The organism is Entomomonas sp. E2T0 (genome assembly GCF_025985425.1).
Taxonomy (GTDB): Bacteria; Pseudomonadota; Gammaproteobacteria; order Pseudomonadales; family Pseudomonadaceae; genus Entomomonas.
Genome location: NZ_CP094972.1, coordinates 1,751,211 through 1,776,425 on the forward strand (window position 1 = coordinate 1,751,211; position 25,215 = coordinate 1,776,425).

21 protein-coding genes and 1 tRNA gene are annotated in these 25,215 nt (G+C 36.6%); 12 read left to right on the forward strand and 10 right to left on the reverse strand.

Features of this window, described 5'->3' with window-relative positions:
* Position 1 precedes the first annotated feature (1 nt).
* From aroK to queF, 4 genes are read left to right on the forward strand one after another with little or no spacing between them, the layout of a single operon-like run.
* A complete protein-coding gene (gene aroK, locus MTZ49_RS08375) occupies positions 2-517 on the forward strand; it encodes a shikimate kinase AroK (protein WP_319804726.1) in 516 nt (171 codons plus the stop codon).
* A gap of 44 nt (positions 518-561) precedes the next feature.
* Positions 562-1,665, forward strand: a complete 1,104-nt coding sequence (aroB, locus tag MTZ49_RS08380) for a 3-dehydroquinate synthase (protein ID WP_264745103.1) — start codon at positions 562-564, stop codon at positions 1,663-1,665.
* A 4-nt stretch (positions 1,666-1,669) separates the two neighbouring features.
* Positions 1,670-3,172 (forward strand): ATPase, T2SS/T4P/T4SS family, encoded by a 1,503-nt coding sequence (locus MTZ49_RS08385; RefSeq protein ID WP_264745104.1) that lies wholly within the window; start codon positions 1,670-1,672, stop codon positions 3,170-3,172.
* Positions 3,173-3,174: 2 nt separating this feature from the next.
* Positions 3,175-4,008: an NADPH-dependent 7-cyano-7-deazaguanine reductase QueF gene (gene queF, locus MTZ49_RS08390; RefSeq protein WP_264745105.1), complete on the forward strand. Its 834-nt coding sequence runs from the start codon at positions 3,175-3,177 to the stop codon at positions 4,006-4,008.
* A 16-nt stretch (positions 4,009-4,024) separates the two neighbouring features.
* Here queF and MTZ49_RS08395 read toward each other — a convergent pair whose 3' ends face one another.
* On the reverse strand, positions 4,025-4,291 hold the full coding sequence (locus tag MTZ49_RS08395) for a DUF4404 family protein (protein WP_264745106.1): 267 nt from the start codon (positions 4,289-4,291) through the stop codon (positions 4,025-4,027).
* A 178-nt stretch (positions 4,292-4,469) separates the two neighbouring features.
* Here MTZ49_RS08395 and MTZ49_RS08400 point away from each other — a divergent pair.
* The 8 genes from MTZ49_RS08400 (at position 4,470) to pnp (ending at position 13,549) form a co-directional block, all read left to right on the forward strand.
* A tRNA-Met gene (locus MTZ49_RS08400) sits at positions 4,470-4,546 on the forward strand.
* 98 nt (positions 4,547-4,644) lie between these two features.
* Entirely contained in the window at positions 4,645-5,103 is a 459-nt protein-coding gene (rimP, locus tag MTZ49_RS08405) for a ribosome maturation factor RimP (protein WP_264745107.1), read from the forward strand.
* Positions 5,104-5,143: 40 nt separating this feature from the next.
* Positions 5,144-6,625, forward strand: coding sequence for a transcription termination factor NusA (gene nusA, locus MTZ49_RS08410; RefSeq protein ID WP_264745108.1), 1,482 nt, complete (start codon positions 5,144-5,146; stop codon positions 6,623-6,625).
* A gap of 35 nt (positions 6,626-6,660) precedes the next feature.
* Entirely contained in the window at positions 6,661-9,423 is a 2,763-nt protein-coding gene (infB, locus tag MTZ49_RS08415) for a translation initiation factor IF-2 (protein ID WP_264745109.1), read from the forward strand.
* A 120-nt stretch (positions 9,424-9,543) separates the two neighbouring features.
* Positions 9,544-9,933 (forward strand): 30S ribosome-binding factor RbfA, encoded by a 390-nt coding sequence (gene rbfA, locus MTZ49_RS08420; protein ID WP_264745110.1) that lies wholly within the window; start codon positions 9,544-9,546, stop codon positions 9,931-9,933.
* Entirely contained in the window at positions 9,930-10,847 is a 918-nt protein-coding gene (gene truB, locus MTZ49_RS08425; RefSeq protein WP_264745111.1) for a tRNA pseudouridine(55) synthase TruB, read from the forward strand. The genes rbfA and truB overlap by 4 nt, the downstream gene beginning before the upstream one ends.
* Before the next feature lie 153 nt (positions 10,848-11,000).
* Complete coding sequence (rpsO, locus tag MTZ49_RS08430; RefSeq protein WP_201094453.1) at positions 11,001-11,270, forward strand: 30S ribosomal protein S15; 270 nt, start codon at positions 11,001-11,003, stop codon at positions 11,268-11,270.
* A 143-nt stretch (positions 11,271-11,413) separates the two neighbouring features.
* Positions 11,414-13,549 carry a polyribonucleotide nucleotidyltransferase gene (pnp, locus tag MTZ49_RS08435; RefSeq protein ID WP_264745112.1) on the forward strand — a complete coding sequence of 712 codons (2,136 nt, stop codon included), beginning with the start codon at positions 11,414-11,416 and terminating at the stop codon, positions 13,547-13,549.
* Positions 13,550-13,598: 49 nt separating this feature from the next.
* Here the strand turns inward: pnp and yacG are convergent, their stop codons facing one another.
* From yacG to MTZ49_RS08480, 9 genes are all read right to left on the reverse strand, one after another.
* Positions 13,599-13,817 carry a DNA gyrase inhibitor YacG gene (gene yacG, locus MTZ49_RS08440; protein WP_264745113.1) on the reverse strand — a complete coding sequence of 73 codons (219 nt, stop codon included), beginning with the start codon at positions 13,815-13,817 and terminating at the stop codon, positions 13,599-13,601.
* Between the two features lie 4 nt (positions 13,818-13,821).
* Positions 13,822-14,424: a dephospho-CoA kinase gene (gene coaE, locus MTZ49_RS08445; RefSeq protein ID WP_264745114.1), complete on the reverse strand. Its 603-nt coding sequence runs from the start codon at positions 14,422-14,424 to the stop codon at positions 13,822-13,824.
* An 86-nt stretch (positions 14,425-14,510) separates the two neighbouring features.
* Positions 14,511-15,377 (reverse strand): prepilin peptidase, encoded by an 867-nt coding sequence (locus MTZ49_RS08450; RefSeq protein ID WP_264745115.1) that lies wholly within the window; start codon positions 15,375-15,377, stop codon positions 14,511-14,513.
* Positions 15,378-15,382: 5 nt separating this feature from the next.
* Positions 15,383-16,591, reverse strand: a complete 1,209-nt coding sequence (locus MTZ49_RS08455; protein WP_264745116.1) for a type II secretion system F family protein — start codon at positions 16,589-16,591, stop codon at positions 15,383-15,385.
* A 180-nt stretch (positions 16,592-16,771) separates the two neighbouring features.
* The gene (gene pilB, locus MTZ49_RS08460) at positions 16,772-18,436 is read right to left on the reverse strand and encodes a type IV-A pilus assembly ATPase PilB (protein WP_264745117.1); all 1,665 of its coding nucleotides are present in this window, start codon (positions 18,434-18,436) and stop codon (positions 16,772-16,774) included.
* A 165-nt stretch (positions 18,437-18,601) separates the two neighbouring features.
* Positions 18,602-19,582 carry a two-component system response regulator gene (locus MTZ49_RS08465; protein ID WP_264745118.1) on the reverse strand — a complete coding sequence of 327 codons (981 nt, stop codon included), beginning with the start codon at positions 19,580-19,582 and terminating at the stop codon, positions 18,602-18,604.
* A 4-nt stretch (positions 19,583-19,586) separates the two neighbouring features.
* Entirely contained in the window at positions 19,587-22,193 is a 2,607-nt protein-coding gene (locus tag MTZ49_RS08470; RefSeq protein WP_264745119.1) for a PAS domain S-box protein, read from the reverse strand.
* 56 nt (positions 22,194-22,249) lie between these two features.
* Entirely contained in the window at positions 22,250-23,770 is a 1,521-nt protein-coding gene (locus MTZ49_RS08475; RefSeq protein WP_264745120.1) for a fumarate hydratase, read from the reverse strand.
* A 182-nt stretch (positions 23,771-23,952) separates the two neighbouring features.
* Positions 23,953-25,215: an ABC transporter permease gene (locus MTZ49_RS08480; protein WP_264745121.1), complete on the reverse strand. Its 1,263-nt coding sequence runs from the start codon at positions 25,213-25,215 to the stop codon at positions 23,953-23,955.

The window sequence follows — 25,215 nt, forward strand, 5'->3', positions numbered from 1 at the left end:
GTTGTCAAGATGTTTAACATTAGTGGGCCCAATGGGAGCTGGAAAAAGCACCATTGGGCGTCTACTTTCTAGAGAGCTCAATTTACCTTTTATTGATTCGGATCGTGAGATAGAAGCACGTTCAGGTGCCAGTATTTCATGGATTTTTGATGTGGAAGGTGAAAAGGGATTTAGAGATAGAGAACAAAATATTATTACAGAGATTTGTAATGAAGGTAATGATGGTTTTGTTTTAGCCACAGGTGGTGGTGCAATTCTTCGAGAAGAAACACGACAGATATTGTTTGATAAAACAACCGTTATTTATTTGCATGCTTCTGTTGAACAGCAGATATCACGCACAGCAAAAGATAAACAAAGGCCACTATTGCAAGTAGCTGATCCTAAAAAAGTATTACAAGACCTTATGGCTATAAGGGATCCATTATACCGTCAAGTAGCTCATATAATTATCACAACTGATGAGCGTCATCCACGTTTTTTAATCCAACATATTTTAGAATCTTTAGGTTTGTAGTAAAGTTCTACTCAATTACTTCTATTATTTATCTGGAATTTAATATGCATAGGTTACAAGTAGAGTTAGGTGATCGTAGCTACCCTATTTTTATTGGTGAAAGCTTATTTCGAAAAGAATTGCTTGAGCCTTATATTAAAGGTAGTCAAGTAGTTGTGGTAACCAATGAAACAGTAGCACCTTTATATTTAGATAGTTTATTAGCTCAACTAGTAGATTATCAATATGAAAGTGTAGTGTTACCAGATGGAGAAAAGTATAAAAATTGGCAGACATTACAACTAATTTTTGATGGTTTGCTTACAGCAGAGTGTACCCGTAAGGTTACCTTAATTGCTTTAGGTGGTGGTGTCATTGGTGATATGACTGGTTTTGCTGCTGCTTGTTATCAACGAGGTGTTAATTTTATTCAAGTACCTACTACATTATTATCTCAAGTTGATTCTTCTGTAGGTGGCAAAACAGGGATTAATCATGACTTAGGCAAAAATATGATAGGTGCATTTTATCAGCCTAAGTCAGTTATTATTGATATTAGCACTTTGCATACATTACCTGCAAGAGAGCTATCAGCAGGCTTAGCAGAAGTTATCAAATATGGCTTGATTGCAGATAAAGATTTTTTTGACTGGTTAGAGTTAAATATTGATCAGCTAAAAAGCTTGGATACACAAAGTTTAATTAAAGCGATTGAATGGTCTTGCGATATTAAAGCGCGTGTAGTGGCGATGGATGAGACAGAGTCAGGAATTCGCGCTATTTTAAATTTGGGTCATACATTTGGTCATGCTATTGAGACGCATCAAGGCTATGGTAATTGGTTACATGGCGAAGCAGTTGCAGCAGGTACGGTAATGGCTTTAGAAATGTCTATGCAACTAGGTTGGCTATCAGCACAAGATCGTGATAGAGGTATTAAATTATTCGCTAAAGCTGGTTTACCCATTGTTCCACCTACTAACATGACCGCAAATGATTTTCTAAAATATATGCGGGTAGATAAAAAAACGTTAGATGGACAAATACGTCTTGTTTTATTACAAAAAATAGGTGAAGCAGTAGTAACAAGTGAATTTGCTAGTGATATATTGAATGCTATACTATCCACTAATTATCAACAATTGCTTGACTCTATTTTGACGGATTAAATAAATGAATACGTTACGGGCAGATGAACCTTTTTTAAGTTATTATCAGTTAGACCATGATCCTTTTGCTGCAAGGGTTCCTAACTTTAAATTTTTCCCTGCTCAGCGTAAAACTATTTTAGGGCAGTTGCATCATTTAGCTCGTCATAGTCAGTTGATGTTATTAATAACAGGGCCTAAAGGTAGTGGTAAAACACTATTAAGACAAGCACTGATAGCAAGTGTTAATAAAGACACTATAAAAATTATTAATATTTCAGCGGCTGATTGTGAAAAAGTTTCAGATGTTTTAGCTTTGTTAGTAGAAGAGCTACAAGCGACCAATAATACAATAGCAGCTATTATTGAGCAAATCAGTAAGTTGTCAGAACAAAGTATCAGCCTATATTTTATGATAGATGATGCTGACCAATTATCAGAAGATATTATCCAATTATTATTAAATTTAGCTAATGAGCATTTAGCCAGTTTGCACATATTTTTATTTGCTAGACCAAATTTATTAGATCAATTAGAAAGTTCTTCATTAGCTAAAGAAGTTACCTTTAATTTGCCATTAACGCCTTATACTTTAGAAGAAATTAAAGAATATCTTTTATTGCGTTTAGAGGGAGCAGGGCAAGAGTTAGGTATATTTACTGATGAACAATTGTTAGAGATTTATACAAAATCAGGTGGTTGGCCTGGTGTTATTAATCAGGTGGCTAGAGATATCTTGATTGAAAATATGCAACATCAAGATCAATCTTCATTATTTAATGATTTTGATGAAAGTGAGGATGAAGTTGCTCTTTATGCCTCTGATACAACAAGAGAAGTAAAGGCAGCAAAACCTAAATTAATGTTACCCAAAAAACATTTAGCGATAGCAGGTGTCATTGCAATCGCTTTAGTAGCTATTTTATTATTTTCAAAATCACCTTCTACGGAGCAAGAGCCGACCATTGTTGCCAGCCATTATGCAGATTTACCTAGTGATGCAGGTTCTGGTCAAGTTACTCAAGATATACCATTATCAACAGATGTCGCACCATCCAATAATCAGCCGTTAAATAATGACACTCCAGTTGTTGATAATGCAATGTTACCTCCTCCTGTAGTAACAGAACCTACACCACCTGTTGCTACTCAAACCCAAACTGTTACTAAGCCAGAAGTTAAACCAGTTGCAAATAATCCACAAGAAGTAACCAAACCCCAAGAAACAGCTAAGCCAGTTGCACAGGGTAATGCGTGGTATCGTGGTAAAACAGGAGCTAACTTTACTATTCAAGTTAGTGTGGCGAGTAACGAAAAGGCAGCACAAGATTTTATTCGTAAACAATCGGGTAGTTATCAATATTTTAAACGCTTAAGAGCAGATAAAATTGATTATGTAATTACTCAAGGTGAATTTACGAGTCGTTCTGCTGCACAAGAGGCAATTAAAAAGTTACCTGCAGCTATTCAAGAAAGTAAGCCTTGGGTACGTACTTTTGCAAGTATTAAACAAGAGTTAGCTAATTAGTTATGAATTATCATCCAGCTGAAGAGTCGCCATTAGGTAAAGTAAATCAATATATTGATCATTATCAGCCAGATTTGCTATTTCCAATAGCACGTCAAGTTAAGTGGCAAGAGTTAGGTTTAACAGCAAATACCTTGCCTTATTACGGTGTTGATATTTGGAATAGTTATGAACTGTCATGGTTAACGCCTTCAGGTAAACCAAAGGTTATGATTGCTGAGTTTATTATACCTGCGGACTCACCTGCTATTATTGAGTCTAAGTCCTTTAAGCTGTATTTAAATAGTTTTAATCAAACGGTATTTGAGTCGGATGAGGTTGTAAAGCAGGCCTTAATTACTGACCTTTCGGCAGCAGCAGGAAAGTCTGTTGTTGTTAATTTATATACGTTAGATGCTTTTACTAAATTTGGCCTTACTAATGTAGAAGGTATTTGTATAGATGATCTTGATATCAAGATTGATCAATATAATCACCCTACAGCAACTTTATTAAAAACCCATGATAAAGAAGTAGAGGAGACAGTATATACTCATCTATTAAAATCTAATTGTCCAGTAACAGGACAACCTGATTGGGCTACATTATCCATCACTTATAAAGCAGCTAAACAATTAGATCATGGTAGTTTATTACAGTATATTATTAGCTTTCGACAACATGCTGATTTTCATGAGCAATGTATAGAACGTATCTTCTTGGATTTGAATGGCTTATTGAAACCAGAACAACTGATAGTAATAGGGCGTTATGTAAGGCGTGGTGGTCTGGATATTAATCCTTGTCGTAGCCTTAAGCAAATTGAGTATGGTAACAATCGATTAGTAAGGCAGTAATAAAACTGCCTTATTATTAAATACCAATATTTTGTAGTGTAATCATAATATTTCTCAGGGCTGCTGACAATGTAGGATGTTCAGCTTCAAATTCTCCTACAGCTAGTCCTAATTCTTCTACTAAATTAATATCAGGTTGTTGGCCTAGTTTTTCTAGTTCCAGTTGATGGTTAATCTTCTCTGCCAAACGTTCTATTTCTTCTTTATCAGCAGTAGTATTGGTTTTGGCATGGTTTAATTTATACTGTAAATCAATTAAATTTTCATGAACAGTTTTAGACATAAAGTATCTACCTAAGATTTAGTAAGTAAGGGGCATTAGTTAGTTTACATGATAATAATAATAATTTTAAGTAATAAAGAAAGTTATTAAAGAATAGTTAAATTTGTGTTTAATAAAAATTAAACAGTCTTTTTACTTGACGCATGTATTATTTTTCTATATCATTGCCCCACTTTGACGCGGGGTGGAGCAGCTTGGTAGCTCGTCGGGCTCATAACCCGAAGGTCGTTGGTTCAAATCCAGCCCCCGCAACCATATTTTAAAAAGCCCCAATTATGGGGTTTTTTGTTAATTACAGTTTTAAAATTAATTATAAAAATGGGCTATACGCCCATTTTTTATTGGAGGCAAAAGTGTCTACTAGATTAGAACAATTACAGACACTGCTAGCTCCAGTCATTGAGTCTTTAGGTTATCAGTGTTGGGGAGTTGAATTTATTTCACAAGGTAAGCACTCCTTACTTAGAGTGTTTATTGATCATAGCAATGGAATTGGTGTGGAAGATTGTGAAAAAGTCAGCAAGCAGGTCAGTGCAATATTGGATGTAGAAGATCCTATTCCTTATGAGTATACCTTGGAGGTTTCTTCGCCTGGAATGGATCGACCATTGTTTACCTTAGAGCAATATGAACAATATATAGGCGAACAGATAAAAGTTAAGTTACGCAGTGCTTTTGAAGGTAGACGTAATTTTAATGGAAGTTTACAAGGCATCGAGGACCAACAAATAGTATTACGAGTTGATAATCAAGAGTATCTATTACCAATAGAACTAATAGAGAAGGCTAATATAGAGCCAAATTTTGATTAACAACAGTTAACAGTTATTAAGGATGGGAAGAGGCAGAGAAATGAGTAAAGAAGTATTATTGGTTGTTGAATCAGTATCAAATGAAAAAGGTGTGCCACCAAGTGTAATTTTTGAGGCACTAGAAATTGCATTAGCTACAGTGACTAAAAAGTCTTATGACGATGATATAGAGGTACGGGTGCAAATCGATCCTCGTACAGGAGATTATGAGACTTATCGTCAATGGCATATAGTTGATGAGATAGATCAGGTTAATCCTGCGGCTGAATTAACAGTAGAAGAAGCAAAAGAAAAAGGTTTTGATGCAGAGATTGACGATGTTGTTGAAGAAAAAATTGCTTCTGTAGAATTTGGTCGTATTGCCGCACAAACAGCAAAGCAAGTTATTGTACAAAAAGTAAGAGAAGCTGAACGTGCACAAATGGTTGACGCTTATCGTGAACATGTAGGCTCAATTATCTCTGGTACTGTTAAAAAAGTAACAAGAGAAAGTATTATTTTAGATTTAGGTAACAATGCGGAAGCTATTTTACCTCGTGATCAAGTGATACCTCGTGAGATTTTCAGAGTAGGCATGAGAGTTCGTGCATTATTAAAAGAGATTCGTACAGAACACCGTGGACCACAGCTTATTTTATCTCGTACAGCACCTGAAATGATTATTGAATTATTCCGTATTGAAGTACCTGAAATTTCAGAAGGCTTAATCGAAGTAATGGGTGCTTCTCGTGACCCAGGTTCGCGCGCTAAATTAGCCGTACGTTCTAAAGATAAACGCATTGACCCGCAAGGTGCTTGTATTGGTATGCGTGGCTCACGTGTGCAAGCAGTATCTGGTGAGTTAGGTGGTGAGCGTGTTGATATTGTGTTATGGAATGAAAATCCAGCGCAGTATGTAATCAATGCAATGGCTCCTGCGGAAGTAGCAACCATTATTGTTGATGAAGATACTCATACGATGGATATTGCAGTGGCTGAAGAGAACTTAGCACAAGCGATTGGTCGTGGTGGTCAAAATGTACGTTTAGCAAGTCAACTAACTAGTTGGACTTTAAATGTAATGACTGAAGATGAGATTCAGGAAAAACAACAAGCAGAGACAGGAGATATTCTGCAAGCCTTTATTGATGAGTTGGATGTAGATGAAGAGCTAGCTCAATTATTAGTAGAGGAAGGATTCACTACCTTAGAAGAGGTTGCTTATGTACCTATGGAAGAGATGCTAAGTATTGATGGTTTTGATGAAGAAATTGTAAGTGAATTAAGAAACCGTGCTAAAGATCGCTTATTAACTAGAGCTATTGCTACTGAAGAAAAATTGGCCTCTGCGAAGCCAGCAGAAGATCTTTTAGCATTGGAAGGTATGGATGAGGAGTTGGCTAGACAGCTAGCTATTAATGGCATTATTACTCGTGAAGACTTGGCTGAACAAAGTGTTGACGACTTAGTCGAAATTACAGGGATGAATGAAGAGCGTGCAGGAGAGTTAATCATGATTGCTCGTGCTCATTGGTTTGAGTAGAGCATTTAATGGTTAATAGGCTTGAGGAGAGAGAAATGACACAGGTTACAGTAAAAGAATTGGCAGCAAGTGTTAAAGCTCCTGTAGATCGTTTGCTACAACAAATGAAAGAAGCAGGATTACCACATACAAGTGCTGATCAAAAAGTATCAGATAAAGAAAAGCAACAATTATTAACTTATTTAAGTGGTGATAAAGCAAAAACTGATGCACCTAAAAAGATAACGTTAAAACGTAAAACCACAGAACAGATTAAAGCCGGTACTAAAACAGTTAAGGTAGAGCATCGTAAGAAGAAAACGTTTGTTAAACGTGATGTACCTGAAGAGCCTGTAGAGGAACCAGTAGTAGTTGAGAAAGCTGCACCGAAACAGCCAAAAGCTACTGTTGCTGCGGAAACTAAACAAGTTGTAGAAAATCAGGTAGAACCAAACGTGAAGGAGTCTAAAGCCAAAGAAGCTCCTAAAAATCAAAAAGAAGCAGAGAAACAGGTTAAGCAACCTACTGCAACTAAAGAAACTGGTGCAACTAAGGCTAAAGAAGAAAAACCTGTAGTTCAGCCAGTAGAAAAAGTGAAAGAACCCGTTGTTGAAGTAACTAAGAAAAAAGAAGTGCCAGAAAAAGTTAAAGTAGAGCCTGTTAGAATACCTAGCTCTAACACTGTTACAGTTGAAGTTCGCCGTAAAACAGATGTTAATGAGGCAGTTAAAGCAACGCCTGTTAATGTTGAAGATAAAGTTCAACCTGTAACAACAGAGCAAGAAGAAGCAGCAAAGGCTAAGAATAAGCCTAAAAAAGAGAAAGTGGTATTGCGTGAAGAGCCTCGTCGAGCTTCGAGAGGCCGTGATGAGGAAGAAGAGCGTCGTGAGCGTAAAGCTGCTGCTGCAAAACCTACTAAGATAAGTGCTCCTCGTAATCTTCATGCAATAAGTGATGATGATGAAGAGGCAGGTTACGCTCGTCGTGGCGGTAGCCGTGGTAAAAATAAACAAAAGAAACGTGCTGCGGAAAATCAGCATGGTTTCCAAGCACCAACAGGACCTATAGTGCGCGAAGTAAATATTGGTGAAACCATCACTGTAGCAGAATTAGCTCAACAAATGGCCGTAAAAGGTGCGGAAGTTGTTAAGCTTATGTTTAAAATGGGCTCTCCGGTCACTATCAATCAAGTATTAGACCGTGATACAGCTCAGTTAGTAGTTGAGGAAATGGGGCATACCGTTAAGTTAATTAACAATAATGCTTTAGAAGATCAATTAGCAGAGTCATTAAAATTTGAAGGTGAAGCTATTCATCGTGCTCCTGTAGTAACAGTGATGGGGCATGTTGACCATGGTAAAACTTCGTTACTTGACTATATCCGCCGTACTAAAGTGGCTACGGGTGAGGCAGGTGGCATTACTCAGCATATTGGTGCTTACCATGTGGAAACAGATCGTGGCATGATTACTTTCTTAGATACACCAGGCCATGCTGCATTTACTGCAATGCGTGCCCGTGGTGCACAGGCAACTGATATTGTTATTCTTGTGGTAGCTGCTGATGATGGTGTGATGCCTCAAACTGAAGAAGCGATTCAACATGCTAAAGCAGCAGGTGTACCTATTGTTGTAGCGATTAACAAAATTGATAAGCCAGAAGCTGATTTAGATCGTATTAAGAATGAACTAGCTGGTCGTGATGTTATCCCAGAAGATTGGGGTGGTGATACCCAATTCATTCCTGTATCAGCTAAGCAAGGTACTAATATTGATACGTTATTGGAATCAGTATTATTACAGGCTGAGCTTTTAGAATTAACAGCTGTACCAAGTGCGCCTGCACAGGGCATTGTTATTGAGTCACGCCTTGATAAGGGCCGTGGCCCTGTTGCTACTATTTTGGTGCAAAATGGTACCTTACATCAAGGTGACATGATTCTAGTAGGTGTTAACTATGGTCGTGTACGTGCTATGCTGGACGAAAATGGTAAGCCTATTAAAGAGGCTGGTCCTTCTATTCCTGTAGAAGTATTGGGTCTGGATGGTACGCCAGATGCTGGTGATGAAGTGAATGTGGTACCTGATGAGAAGAAAGCACGTGAAGTGGCTTTATTCCGCCAAGGTAAATTCCGTGAAGTTAAATTAGCTCGTCAACATTCAGCGAAGTTAGAGAATATCTTTGACAACATGGGACAAGATGAGAAGAAGAGCCTCAATATTGTGTTAAAAGCAGATGTGCGCGGTTCTTTGGAAGCATTACAGTCATCGTTAGTTGATTTAGGTAATGATGAAGTACAAGTACGAGTAGTAGGTACTGGTGTAGGTGGTATTACAGAAAGTGATGCTAACTTAGCCTTAGCTTCTAATGCAGTAATTTTCGGCTTTAACGTTCGTGCTGATGCAGGTGCACGTAAGATTGTTGAGTCAGAAGGTTTAGACTTACGTTATTATAACGTTATTTATGACATTATTGAGGATGTGAAGAAAGCACTATCGGGTATGTTAGGTAGTGATGTTCGTGAAAATATCCTAGGTATTGCAGAAGTACGTGATGTATTCCGTTCACCTAAGTTTGGTGCCATTGCAGGTTGTATGGTAACTGAAGGTTTAGTGCATCGTAACCGTCCAATCCGTGTATTACGTGATGATGTGGTTATCTTTGAAGGTGAATTAGAATCACTACGTCGCTTTAAAGATGATGTGGCTGAAGTACGTGCTGGTATGGAGTGTGGTATCGGCGTTAAGAGCTACAATGATGTTAAAGTGGGTGATAAGATTGAAGTGTTTGAAAAAGTTCAAGTCGCTCGTTCACTTTAATAAATAGCATTATCAACTAAGTTCTCCATAGTGATTTCATTATGGGGAACTTATTTATTTAGATTAATTGAATTATTTTTATACTAAGTAGTTTATAAAGCTAGGGTTAAATTAAAAATTATGGCAAAAGAATATAGCCGAACTCAGCGTGTAGGTGATCAAATGCAGCGTGAATTAGCTTTGTTAATTCAACGTGAAATTAAAGATCCTCGTTTAGGGATTGTTACTATTACAGCTGTGAATGTGGCACGTGATTTAGGGCATGCAAAAGTATATATCACTGTGATGGGTAAAAATGCAGAAGATGATATTGCATTAAGTCTAGAGATATTAACTAATGCCAGCGGTTACTTGCGTAGTCTATTAGGTAAAGCGATGAAGTTGCGTACTATTCCTCAGTTACACTTTGTTTATGATGAAAGTATTGTACGTGGTAGTACGATGTCAGCATTAATAGATAAAGCACTTGCTGAAGATCGTAAATATCGTCAGGGAGATGATGAGGAGTGAGTCAGGTAAAGCGTAAGCGCAGATCTGTGGATGGGGTATTGATACTAAATAAACCATTAACGTTTAGCTCTAATGCAGCATTGCAAAAAGTACGTTGGTTATTTAATGCTAACAAGGCAGGTCATACAGGTAGTCTAGATCCATTAGCAACGGGTGTATTACCTATCTGTTTTGGTGAGGCTACTAAGTTTTCTCAATATTTATTAAATGCAGATAAACGTTATGAAGTGGTGATGCAGTTAGGTATTACTACTGCAACGGGGGATGCTGAAGGGCAGGTATTAGAACAAAAACCAGTAAACTGCACTGAACAAGATTTATTAGCTGTATTACCTCGTTTTAGAGGGGAAATTACCCAGATTCCTCCCATGTATTCTGCTATTAAGAAAGATGGTCAGCCTCTTTATAAATTGGCTAGGGCAGGGGAAGTAGTCGATAGAGAGCCACGCCAAATTACTATTGATGAATTAGAGTTATTGTCTTTTGAAGGTGATAAAGCTCGTTTAGTAGTTTCTTGTAGTAAAGGTACTTATATTCGTACGCTAGTAGAAGATATTGGTCAGGTGTTAGGTTGTGGTGCTCATGTGGCAATGCTTTGTCGTACCGAGGCGGGTCCCTTTCATCTTGAGCAAGCTATTGATTTAGAAACGCTGATTGAATTGCAAGAAAAATCAGGTAGTGAAGCGCTTGATCAATTTTTGTTACCAGTTGATGCAGGGCTATTGCATTGGCCTTGCCTAGAGCTAACAGAGCATACTAGCTATTATTGGTTACATGGTCAGCCAGTTCGTGTGCCAGAAGCACCTTTAAATACTTATATTCGAGTACGCGATCATCAAGGTCGTTTTATTGGTATTGGTGAAGTAGCTAATGATGGTCGATTAGCGCCAAAACGTTTGATACAAAATAGCTAATAACTGTTATAATATCAGGCTGAATTAAAGATTTTTGAGAATAAGGTATTAGTTGATTAATACCTTTAGAGGGTGGCTGTTAGCAGACACGGTTAATCCTCTTATCAATAACACAGGGAGTTTCCCTGGTCTGCTTTTAAAAGGTAATAAAATATGGCACTTACAGTAGAAGAAAAAGCTCAAATCGTTAAGCAATATGCACGTGGTGCGAGTGATACTGGCTCTCCAGAAGTTCAAATTGCGCTATTAACAGCCAATATTAACAAGTTGAGCGATCACTTTAAAGCTAATGCAAAAGATCACCACTCACGTCGTGGTCTTATTCGTATGGTTAACCAACGTCGTAAACTTCAAGAATACTTAAAATCTAAGGATACTGAACGTTACGCAGCGTTAATTGCTAGTTTGGGACTTCGCCGCTAAGGTGCAAGAAAGCTGGAAACCAGGTTATGCTGCTTCCAGCTTTCTGTTTTGAGAATAGATTTTTTATTTGATGAGTTAGGGTCCAACTCCCAACGTATCAACCAATTTCATATTAAGTAAGTTAGATAAAGAAGGAATATACCGTGCTAAATCCGGTTAAAAAACAATTTCAATTTGGTCAATCAACGGTAACTTTAGAAACAGGTCGTATTGCACGTCAGGCAAATGGTGCAGTGTTAGTTACTATTGATAACGATTTAAGTGTACTAGTAAGTGTAGTTGCTGCTAAAAATGCAACGGAAGGACAAGATTTTTTCCCATTATCTGTACATTATCAAGAAAAAACGTATGCAGCTGGACGTATTCCAGGTGGTTTTTTGAAGCGTGAAAGTCGTCCTTCAGAAAAAGAAACATTAACCTCTCGTTTAATTGATCGTCCTATTCGTCCACTATTTCCAGAAGGTTTTGTAAACGAAGTACAAGTAATCTGTACAGTGCTTTCTACTAATAAAAAATCTGATCCAGATATCGCTGCAATGATAGGTACTTCAGCAGCTTTAGCTATTTCTGGAATTCCTTTTGAAGGTCCAATAGGTGCCGCTCGTGTAGGTTTCCATATTGATTCTGGTTATTTATTAAACCCTACTTATGAGCAGTTACAAGCTTCTCATTTAGACATGGTAGTTGCTGGTACTGAAACAGCAGTATTAATGGTTGAGTCTGAAGCTAAAGAATTAACAGAAGACCAAATGTTAGGTGGTGTGTTATTTGCTCATCAAGAATTGCAAGCAGTAATCAAAGCAGTTAAAGAGTTTGCTGCTGAAGTAAATAAGCCAGCAATTGAATGGCAAGCACCTGTAGAAAACACTGCTTTGATTAATGCTATTAAAGCAGAATTAGGTGAAGCTATTTCTAAAGCTTATACCATTACAGCAAAACAAGAACGTTATGCAGCACTAGATACTTTACGTGAGCAAGCCGTTGCTAAATTCGCGGGTAGTGAAGAAGGCCAACCTTCTGAACAAGAAGTTAAGAATATTTTTGGTTTGTTAGAATACCGTATTGTTCGTGAGAATATTGTTAATGGTCAGCCTCGTATTGATGGCCGTGATACACGTACTGTGCGCCCATTAAATATTCAAACAGGCGTGTTAGGTAAAACTCATGGTTCTGCACTATTTACACGTGGTGAAACACAAGCTTTAGTAGTCACTACTTTAGGTACTGCACGTGATTCACAACTACTGGACTCTTTAGAAGGTGAACAACGTGATGCATTTATGTTGCATTATAACTTCCCTCCATACTCAGTAGGCGAATGTGGTCGTATGGGTGGTGTTGGGCGTCGTGAAATTGGTCATGGTCGTTTAGCTCGTCGTGGTGTACAGGCAGTTTTACCTAATGAAGCTGAATTCCCTTACACTGTGCGTGTAGTTTCTGAAATTACTGAGTCTAATGGTTCTAGCTCTATGGCTTCAGTTTGTGGCGCTTCTTTATCATTGATGGATGCTGGTGTTCCATTACGTGCCCCTGTTGCCGGTATTGCCATGGGTTTAGTGAAAGAAGGTGATAAATTTGCAGTATTAACCGATATTTTAGGTGATGAAGACCATTTAGGTGATATGGACTTTAAAGTAGCGGGTACTGCTCAAGGTGTTACAGCGTTACAAATGGATATCAAAATTAATGGTATCACTGAAGAGATTATGGAGATTGCGTTAAACCAAGCATTGGAAGCGCGTTTACATATTCTTAAGCAAATGAACGAAGTGATTAGTCAACCTCGTGAGCTATCTGCTAATGCACCTACTATGCTTACCTTCAAAATTGATCCTGATAAGATCCGTGATGTAATCGGTAAAGGTGGTGCGGTTATTCGTGGTATCTGTGATGAAACAAAAGCTTCTATTGATATCGATGATAATGGTGTTATCAAAATCTTTGGTGAAACTAAAGAAGCAGCTGAAATGGCTCAACAACGTGTGTTAGGTATTACTGCTGAGGCTGAAGTAGGTAAGATCTATGAAGGTAAAGTAGAACGTATTGTTGATTTTGGTGCTTTTGTTAATATTTTACCTGGTAAAGATGGCTTAGTGCATATTTCACAAATTAGTGAACAACGCATTGAGAAAGTGACAGATGTATTGAAAGAAGGTCAAATGGTTAAAGTAATGGTTATTGATGTAGATAACCGTGGTCGTATCAAACTATCTATTAAGGATGCGGTAGCTGCTGAGAATACAGCACCTGCTGTATCTGATACGCCAGTACAAGAGTAGTAAGTATTTAGTTATTAAAAACCCTGCTTTAGCAGGGTTTTTTAATGGACTAATGTAACTGTTTAGACATTATTTCTGCTAATTCATCTTCTGTAATAAACTCATCACTAATTAATTCTTGTCCTGCAATGCTGTGTTCTTCTGCAGCCCATGCTCCTAAATCTATTAATTTACAACGTTCAGAGCAAAAAGGACGAAAGGGATTATTACTACTATACATAAGTGACTTTTGGCATGTGGGACAATTAACAATAGGTTGTTTTTTCATAAACTTAACTCTTACAGAGTGTTAAATAAAATTGATGTAGTAGTTCTACTTGTTGCTCTAAATGAGATATATCTTGATCATTAATTATTATATCATCAGCGTAGTGAATTCGTTCATTTCTAGTCAATTGAGTCTGCATAATGGCTCTAATTTGCTCTTCTGAATTATTATCCCTTTGCATGCTACGGGTAATTTGTATTGATTCGGTGGTATCGATAACCAAGACACGATGAACCAGTTCATATTGTTTTGATTCTATCAGAAGAGGGGAGACTAAAATATTATAGGGTGAGTTAGTGTTTTCTAAGAATTGACAAATCTCTTGACGAATAATGGGATGTAATAGTTTTTCAAGCCATTCACGTTGCTGTGGATTTTGGAAAATTTGTTGGCGTAATACTGCCCGATTTAAATTACCATCTTCTAATAGGATCTGTGAACCAAAATGTTCTACTATTTTTGTTAGAGCAGGTTTTCCTTTACTTACTACCCAACGGGCAGCTTGGTCAGCATCAACGGTCTCAATTCCTTTATTGGCAAATAGTTGAGCAACAGCAGTTTTACCACTGCCTATACCACCTGTAATACCCAGTGTCCACCTTTTCACTGTAGTTAGTCTCTTGTTAAGAAATAATAGAAGACATAGTAAGGGATACTAATATAAATTAATATCCCTAACAAATAATAGCAGAGTTAATTGAGGCCTGAAAACTTTAAGTAAGCAGAAACGATATCTTGTCCCCAAATTAGGGCAATCCAACCAGCAATAGCTAAGTAGGGACCATAGGGCATTTTATTTTTGCCTGCAAATAATAATAGACCAATAATACCTATTACTGCACCAGCTGCGGCGGATAGTAGAATAACTACAGGTAAAATTTGATAGCCACCCCATGCACCAAACAGAGCAAGTAGTTTAAAGTCGCCATGCCCCATGCCATCATAACCACGTAGTAGTTTAAAGAGGGCGTTTACAGTCCATAGTGACATATAACCTATTACAGCCCCCAAAATAGCACTATTGATGCTGATATCAGGGAATAATCCATAAGCATTAGCAAGAATGCCTACCCACAATAAAGGTAATACTAATGAGTCAGGTAGTAACTGATGATCGATATCGATCATACTCATTGCTATAAGACCCCAAGTTAATAAAATAAGCAATAGTGCTTCAGCAGAAAAGCCAAAATACCAAGCAATCCAACCAGAAAGAATACCTGAACATAATTCTACAAGGGGGTAACGTTTACTAATAGGCGCTTTACAGCCTCTACAACGACCTCTTAATACTAAGTAACTAATGATAGGTATATTTTCTACTGCTGTTATTTTATGGCCACAATGGGGACAGGTAGAAGAGGGTAGAAATAGATTAAACTTAGTTTGTGGCTCAATAGGTTGAGGTTGCTCAAGAATTTCACGAGCCTCCTGCTGCCAAGCATTGATCATCATCTTAGGTAAACGATAAATAACCACATTAAGAAAACTCCCTACTAATAAACCTATTAGTAGGGAGGCAAAAATAAATAACGAAGGAATTTCGGTAAAAACAGTCATTAATATTATACAACACTGCCCATTTGGAAAATTGGTAAGTACATAGCAATAATCAATGTACCAATAATAACCCCTAATACAGCCATAATCATTGGTTCCATAAGGGCAGATAAACTATCAACAATATTATCTACCGCTTCTTCATAAAAATTAGCTGCTTTACCAAGCATACTATCTAACGAACCAGATTCTTCACCAATCGCAGTTAACTGAACGGCTAAGGCAGGGAATACATTACTACCACGCATAGCAAAGTTGAGCTGTCTACCTGTAGAAACTTCTTGCTTGATTTTTAGTACAGCTCTTTTATATACAATATTTCCCGTAGCGCCTGCTACTGAGTCTAATGCTTCTACTAGAGGAACACCAGCAGCAAAAGTAGTAGATAAAGTACGAGTAAAACGAGCAACAGCAGAGTTATAGATAATAGAACCTACAATAGGTATACGTAGCAATCCTCTATCAATAAGATCTCGGAAAGCCGGTGCGCGCTTATAGGCTTCTTTAATTGCGAAACCAATAACAAAAATCGCAACAAGTACTTTCCATCCATCAGATTGTAAATATTCTGACATATCAACAACTTGCTGAGTTAGCCAAGGTAGTTCAGCACCAAAGCTCTGGAAGATAGCAGCAAACTGAGGTACTACTTTGATTAAGAGAATGGCAGAAACGATAGCCGCCACTACAAGAATAGCAATAGGATAAATCATTGCTTTTTTTACTTTTTTCTTTAGTGACTCACTTTTTTCCTTATAACCAGCAACTCGGTCTAATAATGTCTCTAAAGTACCTGACTTTTCACCAGCCTCAATAAGGCTACAAAAAAGCTCATCAAAATATAATGGACGTTTTCTTAAAGAAGAAGTAAAACTATTACCAGAAGCTACTTCTTGTTTAATATTATCCAGTAGCTCACGTATTTTAGGTTTTTCGGCACCTTCGGCTATGATCTCAAGAGCTTGAATCATAGGTACACCGGCTTTCATCATAGTGGCCATTTGGCGCGTAAAAATAGCAATATCAATAGGCTTGATTTTGCCACCCATACCAAGCTCTAGTTTACGATTAATTTGTTTAGCAGTGATACCTTGTTTACGGAGAATAGCCTTGATAACAGTAGGGTCTGTTGCATTTAATTCCCCTTTTAGTTTGTTACCAGATTTATCTACACCTTTCCATAAATAAGTACGTGTTTTTGCTACTTGCGCCATGAGCACCTCTTTTTACAAGCATTTTGACTTTTTGAAGTCAAACTCTTTATAATCAATCCATTATTACATCAATAAAATACTGTAGTAATTCTACCATAACTTACATGCTATAGAAGTTGAATATTTGTTCTATAGTCAAAATATGATGAATATCAAAGTTTTAATCGTTTCTACCAGTTATTAATCCGATGTAACACGATTAACTTCTTCTAGACTGGTTAAACCATCCATTACTTTTTTGAGACCAGAGGTTCTTAAGTCCGCAAAACCTTCTTTTCTTGCTTCATCAGCAATTTCAATAGCATTGCCTTCTGACATAATAATACGTTGTAAAGCAGGAGTTATTTTTACTACTTCATAGATACCCACACGGCCTTTATAACCATTATTACAGCGGTCACAACCTACAGGGCCGTAAACAGTGAAATTACCAATTTTATCTTCTGGAAATCCTGCTTTTACTAAGGCTTCATGGGGGATTTCCATTTCTTGCTTACAATGTGGACATAAACGTCTTGCTAATCGTTGGGCAATAATTAGATTGACAGAGGTCGCAATATTAAAAGAAGCAACTCCCATATTCATTAGACGTGTTAATGTTTCAGGGGCACTATTAGTATGTAAAGTTGACATTACCATATGGCCTGTTTGAGCAGCTTTAATAGCAATTTCTGCTGTTTCCAAGTCACGAATTTCACCAACCATAATAATATCTGGATCTTGACGTAAGAATGCCCGTAACGCTGCCGCAAAATCCATTCCTTGTTTAGGGTTAACGTTAACTTGGTTAATCCCTTCTAAGTTAATTTCAACAGGGTCTTCTGCTGTGGAGATATTAATATCTGGTGTATTAAGTATATTTAAACCTGTATAGAGGGATACCGTTTTACCAGAACCCGTTGGTCCTGTTACTAAAATCATACCTTGGGGATGACTAAGAGCTTCCATATAGAGTGCTTTTTGTTCAGGCTCATAACCTAGAGAGTCAATACCCATTTGTGCACTAGAGGAGTCTAATATCCGTAATACAATTTTTTCACCCCATAAAGTAGGGCAAGTATTAACCCGGAAATCGATGGATTTTCTTTCTGAAACTTTTAATTTAATACGACCATCTTGAGGTTTCCGACGTTCAGAAATATCCATATCAGACATTACTTTTAAACGAGCTGCAATACGCGGTGCGAGTTCAATGGGCGGACGTGATTTTATCTGTAAAATCCCGTCACTACGGAAACGTACTCGGTAACTCTTTTCATAAGGTTCGAAATGTAAGTCAGATGCGCCACTACGTATAGCATTTAATAGCATTTGGTTAACAAAGTTAACAACTGCTTCGTCCTCTTTTTCATCATCACCTGAACCAGGTTTTTGTAAGGGACTAGTACTGACTTGTTCTGCTTCTGTATCAAAAAAACGGTCCAGTAAAGAAGTTAATTTATCTTCTTCAACAAGAATTGCATCAACAGGTAAGCCTGTATTAAATTGAATATCCCTTAAGCCCTGTTGGTTTGATGGGTCAGAAATACCTAAAAATAAACTATTGCCACGCTTCCATAGAGGGATTGCTCGGTGTTGACGAGCTAGCTTTTCAGTAACTACAGACTTTAAGGCATCATCTATTTGTAAACTGCTTAAATCAAAAAGAGGTAATCCTAATTGTTCTGAAATGAGTATAGCAATGCTTTTTGCACTAGCCATTTTATTTTGTACTAAATAAGTAACAAGCGGTAATTGTTCTACCTTTGATTGTTGCATGGCTTGGCGCATATCATTTTCTGATAAGATATTGTTATCTACAAACAGTTTTGGAAGTCCTGTTAAAGGAGGATTTTGTGCGCTCATAATAATTAGTACGATCCTTAGAACAATATAGAAACTATAAATTATAAACTTAACAGCTATGTATAGTAATACTATATTTAATTATTGATTTGAGAAGTATACTAATTGTATCGTTAGTAATAAAGCATTTTGATAGATTTTATGTTGTATATCATCTCTTTTAGATTAATTTTGATCTGCAAATTTAGCTTTGATTTCCAAAATAGAAGGCATATTTTCAATAAATAATGATAGTAGCTTAGGATCAAAATGTTTGCCTCGTTGCTCCAACATATATTCTATCGCTTGTTCTACAGACCATTCAGGCTTATAAGGTCTTTTATTAGTGAGTGCATCAAATACATCAGCAATAGCAACAATTCTAGCTTCTATAGGAATTTTTTCTTCTTTTAAACCCTGAGGATATCCCGAACCATCCCATTTTTCGTGATGGTGTTGTGCAACTGTTCTAGCTATCCTGAAAAGTTCAGCGGGATCTTCACCAATAATTTTTACGCCAATTTCCACATGGGTGCGCATAATATCCCTTTCTTCTGGGGTTAACACTGCTTGTTTCATTAAGATAGAATCAGGAATACCAATTTTTCCTATATCGTGCATAGGTACAGCATTCATTAATAAATCAGCTTGCTCTTCTGAAAAACCAACTGCCTTTGCTAACACTTTTGCATAACGGCTCATCCGTGATACATGCTGCCCAGTATCATCATCTTTATATTCAGCCGCTCGGCCAAGACATTCAATGATTTGTAACTGTGTTCTGCGTAATTCAGCAATATCTACTAAGGTAAGGTGTGTTTTAACTCTAGCTTTTACAGTAATAGGTTTTATGGGTTTACTAATATAGTCGACACCACCGACTTCAAAACCCTTAGACTCATCAATAGTGTCATTAAGGGAGGTAATAAAAATAACAGGAATATGCTTAGTTTTTGGATTGCTTTTTAGTTGACGACAAGTTTCAAAACCGTCCATTAGAGGCATTAGAACATCTAATAAAATTAAATCTGGTTTGTTTTGCTCAGCAAGTTGTAGGGTTGTTTTACCATCTTTTGCAAAGAATAGTTCATAATCTTCTTTTAATGTTTGTCGTAATAGTTGCAAATTAGATGGTTCGTCATCAACTAATAAAATTTTAGCGTGCATAGGGTTACTTAATTAAGTTTTTTAATAAAAAACTAGCGTTTATAAGTTCAAATTTATCAAGTGATTCCTTTAATTGAGATAATACTTGATATTGATGGTGTGCCGTCAATATATCAAATACTCTTTGTATTTGGCTATCATTCATTTTGCCTAATGTTAAGTTTGTACTAACGTCTGCAATGAATGTTTTATCATCTATGGATGTGATAATAATAGCTGATTTTGCAGGTTGTTCAGTAATTGGTAACAAAGGTATAACTTCATTGAGAGTCTCTTCTGTAATTTCTAAAAAACTTTCTAATAAAGTACTTAGTTGATTTAAATCTAATGGCTTTTTATATTGTTCAATTTTTACTATGCATTGATAAAGTTTTGATAAACAAAGATTACCAGAAGCTCCTTTAGCTTTGTGGATGATATTGAAAAATAAATCAGTATTTTGTTCAGTTAGTTTAAAAGTACTTAATTCTTCTTTGATAGATACTAAAAAATTGTAAATTACTTTAATTAAGTGATCTTTATCGTTCCATAAACTGATCGCGTTATTCCAGTCTATTAATAAAGAAGTTTCCATTGGAGCGCTATTATTATCATTGGATAAATGTTCATTTAAGGAACCATTAAAATAGACTGTAGCAATAGTATTTTTTATGTCCTGTGAATCAAACGGTTTTTTTACAAAACCATTCATTCCTACCGTACGTGCATTTTGTCTTTCACGTGCTAACACATTTGCAGTGAATGCAAGAATAGGAGTGGCTTTTAAATTTTGTTTATGTTCATACTCACGTATTATTCTAGTTGTCTCAATACCGTCTAGGTCAGGCATTTGTATGTCCATTAACACTAAGTCAAAATGTGTTGTTTTAAAAGCTTCTATGGCATCAAAACCATTGGTTTTAGATATCACAGTATGACCTTCTTTTTTTAGAATGATTTCTAATAGTTCTAGGTTATATGGAATGTCATCAACAGCTAGAATAGTTAATAAGGGTAATTTTTGTTGAGTTTCTTTGTCTTTAGGTGGTGTATAAATACCTTCTTGCAGTGGCAGGATTATATGGAAAGTTGTTCCTACATCAAGTTTACTTTCCACCATTATTTTGCCTTGCATAAGCTCTGTTAACTGTTTAGCAATTGTTGTCCCTAAACCAGTACCTCCAAAGTGACGAGACATCGAAGCATCTTCCTGAGTAAAAGGTAGAAAGATTTTTTCTAAATTACTAGGACTAATACCAATACCCGTATCTTTAATAGCTAAATGAACTTTATTTTGATCCATAAAGGCATTGATTGAGATTTCGCCTTGTTTAGTAAATTTAATGGCATTTGAGAGAATATTAGTAATTATTTGCCGAATTCTTAATGGATCACCTTTAAAAAAGGTTTTTAGATTAGGTGAGTAATCTAATGTAAGTTTTAGATTTTTTGTTTGAGCAGAGAGTCGGAAAAGGGTTATACAATCTTCAAGTAGTGCTTTTAAAGAAAAATCAATATTTTCTAGTTCCATGGCTGAACGATCTAGTTTCATTACATCTAGTACATTATTGATTAATGAAAATAGGGAGTTTGTAGCACTAGTTACTGACTCCATATAATGTTTTTGAATAGAAGATAAAGGTGTTTCAGCCAATAGATGAGTAAAACCAAACACAGCATTAAGTGGTGTTCGTATTTCATGGCTGATATTGGCTAAGAACTCCATAGTATTTGCCGCATTTTTTTCTGCTATATCTCGAGAAGTACGTATTTGCTCTTCAATTAAATGACGATCGGTAATATCTAAAATAACACCATCTATCCATTGTTGATCACCATTAGAAACAAATACACCACTTTCCCAAACCCAAAGTTCTCGACCATCTAAGTGAGTTATTTGATACTCTATTGTATAGCGTTTTTTAGTTGCAATGACTTTTAATAAAGTTTCATCTAATAGAGAAATAAACTCGGGTTTAATCACTTCAAGATAAGATCTTCTACCGGATGTTATATCTTCTATTTTTAAGCCTGTAAGTTGGGAAATACCATCACTAATATAAACTGATTTTCTTTCTAAGTTGGCAGTAATACGAAAGGCAATACCTGGAATATTAGTAACCAGTGAGCGAAATTGTTGCTCATTTTCACGTAGAGCATTTTCCATGGCTTTACGTTGCGTCATATCTATGATGATACTAACATAAAGCGAGTGATCAGGTAGTTTAGCTTCCCCAAGTGTTAATCGGATAGGAAAGGTTGAACCATCTTTTTTTACAGCTAATAGCTCTCGACCAGAGCCAATTATTTTTGGTATTTTTGTTTTTTGATAATGTTGTAAATAGTGATCATGATTTTGTTGGTCATTACTATTCATTAAGACATTGACATTACGACCTATAATTTCATCAGCAGTCCAGCCAAAAATACGCTCTGCAGACTTGTTATAGCTCTGTATTAAACCATTTTCATTAATAGTAATAATTCCATCAACAGCTGTATTTACAATAGCTTCTAATCTTAATTGGTCTTCTTCCGCCTTTTTTAAAATTTTACGATAATGCAGAACGATAGCAACAAGAAGAGCGATAGAAACAATAGAAAATAGACTATAAAAGATGAAATGATACACCAACAACTCCTCAATACAGATGTAAAAAAGGCTTCTTTTAAGAAGCCTTTTTAGTTTTACTTAGTTTCTTTGAGTTTTTCAATTATCTTTTCGTGCCATATTTGTGGGCCAGTGTTATGAACAGACACACCAGAACTGTCCACTGCAACAGTAACAGGCATATCTTCCACATCAAACTCATAGATAGCTTCCATACCTAATTCTGGGAAAGCAAGTACTTTAGCTTTCTTGATGGCTTGCGCTACTAAGTAAGCTGCACCACCTACCGCCATTAAATAAACAGCTTTGTTATCTTTGATAGCGTCAATAGCAGCAGGGCCACGTTCTGATTTACCAATCATTCCCAATAAACCTGTTTGTTCAAGGATTTGACGAGTAAATTTATCCATCCGAGTTGCTGTAGTAGGGCCAGCAGGGCCAACCACTTCATCGCGGACAGGGTCAACAGGGCCTACGTAGTATATAAAACGGCCTTTTAAATCAACAGGTAATTGCTCACCTTTATTTAACATATCAACCATGCGTTTATGGGCAGCATCACGGCCTGTTAACATTTTACCGCTTAGTAAAATAGTTTCGCCTGATTTCCACTCTAAAACATCTTCAGGTTTTAATGTGTCTAAATTAACACGTCTTGCTGCACCAGCATCTCCCCAAGCTACTTCAGGGTATGCGGATAGTGGAGGTGCTTTTAATTCAGCAGCACCCGAACCATCTAATACAAAGTGAGCATGGCGAGTAGCAGCACAGTTAGGAATCATACATACAGGTAAAGAGGCTGCATGGGTAGGGTAATCCATAATTTTTACATCAAGTACGGTGGTTAAACCACCTAATCCTTGTGCTCCAATACCCAATTCATTAACTTTTTCAAATAGCTCTAAACGTAATTCTTCAACACGATTTTTAGCGCCACGTGCTTTTAATTCATGGATATCGATATGATCCATTAATACTTGTTTAGCCATTACTGCTGCTTTTTCGGCTGTACCACCAATACCAATACCCAACATACCAGGCGGACACCAACCAGCGCCCATAGTAGGCACAGTTTTTAACACCCAATCTACAATAGAGTCTGAGGGGTTTAACATAGCCATTTTACTTTTGTTTTCTGAACCACCACCTTTAGCGGCCACATCAACTTCAACTTTATTACCAGGTACTATGGAGTAATGAATAACGGCAGGTGTATTATCTTTGGTATTTTTACGAGCACCTGCTGGGTCAGCTAAAATAGATGCACGTAACACATTATCTGGGCAAGTATAGGCACGACGTACACCTTCGTTGATCATATCGTCAACACTCATGGTGGCGCCATCCCATTGGACATCCATCCCCACTTTTACAAATACAGTTACAATACCTGTATCTTGACAGATTGGTCTGTGACCAGTAGCACACATCCTTGAGTTTACTAAAATTTGTGCAATAGCATCTTTAGCCGCTGGGGATTCTTCACGGTCATAAGCTTCTTTCATTGCTTCAATAAAATCAAGCGGATGATAATAAGAAATATATTGTAGTGCATCAGCTACACTTTGGATAAGATCATCTTGTTTAATCACAGTCATGATTGTTTCTCTAATTATTTATGCTTTATGGGGAAATTATTAAAATAGTATACAAAATTATAACCTATCTTTGTTATTTAAAGGATAACAAATCAAATAACCATATAAAAAGAAGTAGACTGATAGATTAAGGGCTATAAAAATAAAGAACATAACAGTAAATTAATAATCATAATTGATGACTAAATTTTGATAGATAATCCATCTGTTAACGATTGGCGATAAGCGCGCCAAGCAGGAATAAGCCCCATTAGTAAGGCTGCTAGTAAGATACAAGCCAATAATCCCCATTCATAGACACTGGGTAAATTAAAACTAAAATATAACCCGTAGTTTGTTTGTAGCCAATGTTGACTACATAAAATACCAATGTATAACAGAACTAAACCCAGTGCTATACCAATAAAAGCCAGCATAAAAGATTCCATTATAAGCAAACTAGCAATATGCCAAGGTTTAGCACCTACTGATCTTAAAATAGCCATTTCTCGTCGGCGTTCATTTAAACTGGTTAAAATAGCGGTTAACATACCGATTAAACCTGTTAGCACAACGAAAAGTGATACAACTAATAGCGCCTGTTCAGCTGTACTCATTAACCCCCATAATTCTTGCAAGGCAATACCTGGTAAAATAGCCATTAAAGGTTCAGCTTTGTAGTTACTAATTTGTCGTTGTAATGCGAAAGTGGCTACCTTATTCTTTACTCCTAGCAAAAAAGCAGTAATTTGTGTAGGCTGTAAATCTAATTCTCGAACATGTTCAGCTGATATTTGTTGGTTACCACGAGCAGGCATACCATTATGCCAATCAATATGAATTGCCTCCATTCCTTGTAGACTAATATGCACTGTTCTATCAACAGGTGTTGCTGTTTGTTTTAAAATACCCACTATTTTAAAAGGTTTATCATTATGTTTTACTAAACTAATGGTACTAACCCCATGAGCTAATACAATGTTCTCATCCAGTTTATAGTTTAATGTTTTAGCGACTTCAGAACCCAACACCACATCAAATATATCTTTAAAAGCTCTACCTTCAACAAATTGTAACTGCTGTTTGTGACCAAACTGATAATGCTTAAAATAATTTAAGTCAGTTCCTAATACACGATATCCTCTATGAGAGTCACCAAGCGAAAGGGGAATTGTCCATGCTACACGAGGATCTTGGCTAATATCTTGATAACTAGACCAGTGAATATTATTAGTTGCATTACCAATTCTAAAGACAGAATAAAGCAACAAATTTACTGAACCAGAACGAGCTCCTACAATTAAGTCTGTACCAGCAATAGTGCTAGCAAAACTTGTTTTAGCCTCTGTTCTTACACGTTCTACTGCTAACAATAAACAAACAGACAAAGCGATTGCCATAATAGTAAGAAGCGCTGTAAACAATCGATTACGTAAACTAGCAAAAGCAAGGCGAAATAAATACAT

Bases quoted from the DNA above. Each gene is read 5' to 3' on its own strand.
- yacG (WP_264745113.1), bottom strand. From the start codon at position 13,817: ATGAAAAAACAACCTATTGTTAATTGTCCCACATGCCAAAAGTCACTT.
- queF (WP_264745105.1), top strand. From the start codon at position 3,175: ATGAATTATCATCCAGCTGAAGAGTCGCCATTAGGTAAAGTAAATCAA.
- nusA (WP_264745108.1), top strand. From the start codon at position 5,144: ATGAGTAAAGAAGTATTATTGGTTGTTGAATCAGTATCAAATGAAAAA.
- MTZ49_RS08475 (WP_264745120.1), bottom strand. From the start codon at position 23,770: ATGACTGTGATTAAACAAGATGATCTTATCCAAAGTGTAGCTGATGCA.
- MTZ49_RS08395 (WP_264745106.1), bottom strand. From the start codon at position 4,291: ATGTCTAAAACTGTTCATGAAAATTTAATTGATTTACAGTATAAATTA.
- rpsO (WP_201094453.1), top strand. From the start codon at position 11,001: ATGGCACTTACAGTAGAAGAAAAAGCTCAAATCGTTAAGCAATATGCA.
- MTZ49_RS08465 (WP_264745118.1), bottom strand. From the start codon at position 19,582: ATGCACGCTAAAATTTTATTAGTTGATGACGAACCATCTAATTTGCAA.
- aroB (WP_264745103.1), top strand. From the start codon at position 562: ATGCATAGGTTACAAGTAGAGTTAGGTGATCGTAGCTACCCTATTTTT.
- MTZ49_RS08385 (WP_264745104.1), top strand. From the start codon at position 1,670: ATGAATACGTTACGGGCAGATGAACCTTTTTTAAGTTATTATCAGTTA.
- pilB (WP_264745117.1), bottom strand. From the start codon at position 18,436: ATGAGCGCACAAAATCCTCCTTTAACAGGACTTCCAAAACTGTTTGTA.
- MTZ49_RS08480 (WP_264745121.1), bottom strand. From the start codon at position 25,215: ATGTATTTATTTCGCCTTGCTTTTGCTAGTTTACGTAATCGATTGTTT.
- MTZ49_RS08450 (WP_264745115.1), bottom strand. From the start codon at position 15,377: ATGACTGTTTTTACCGAAATTCCTTCGTTATTTATTTTTGCCTCCCTA.
- rbfA (WP_264745110.1), top strand. From the start codon at position 9,544: ATGGCAAAAGAATATAGCCGAACTCAGCGTGTAGGTGATCAAATGCAG.
- MTZ49_RS08455 (WP_264745116.1), bottom strand. From the start codon at position 16,591: ATGGCGCAAGTAGCAAAAACACGTACTTATTTATGGAAAGGTGTAGAT.
- infB (WP_264745109.1), top strand. From the start codon at position 6,661: ATGACACAGGTTACAGTAAAAGAATTGGCAGCAAGTGTTAAAGCTCCT.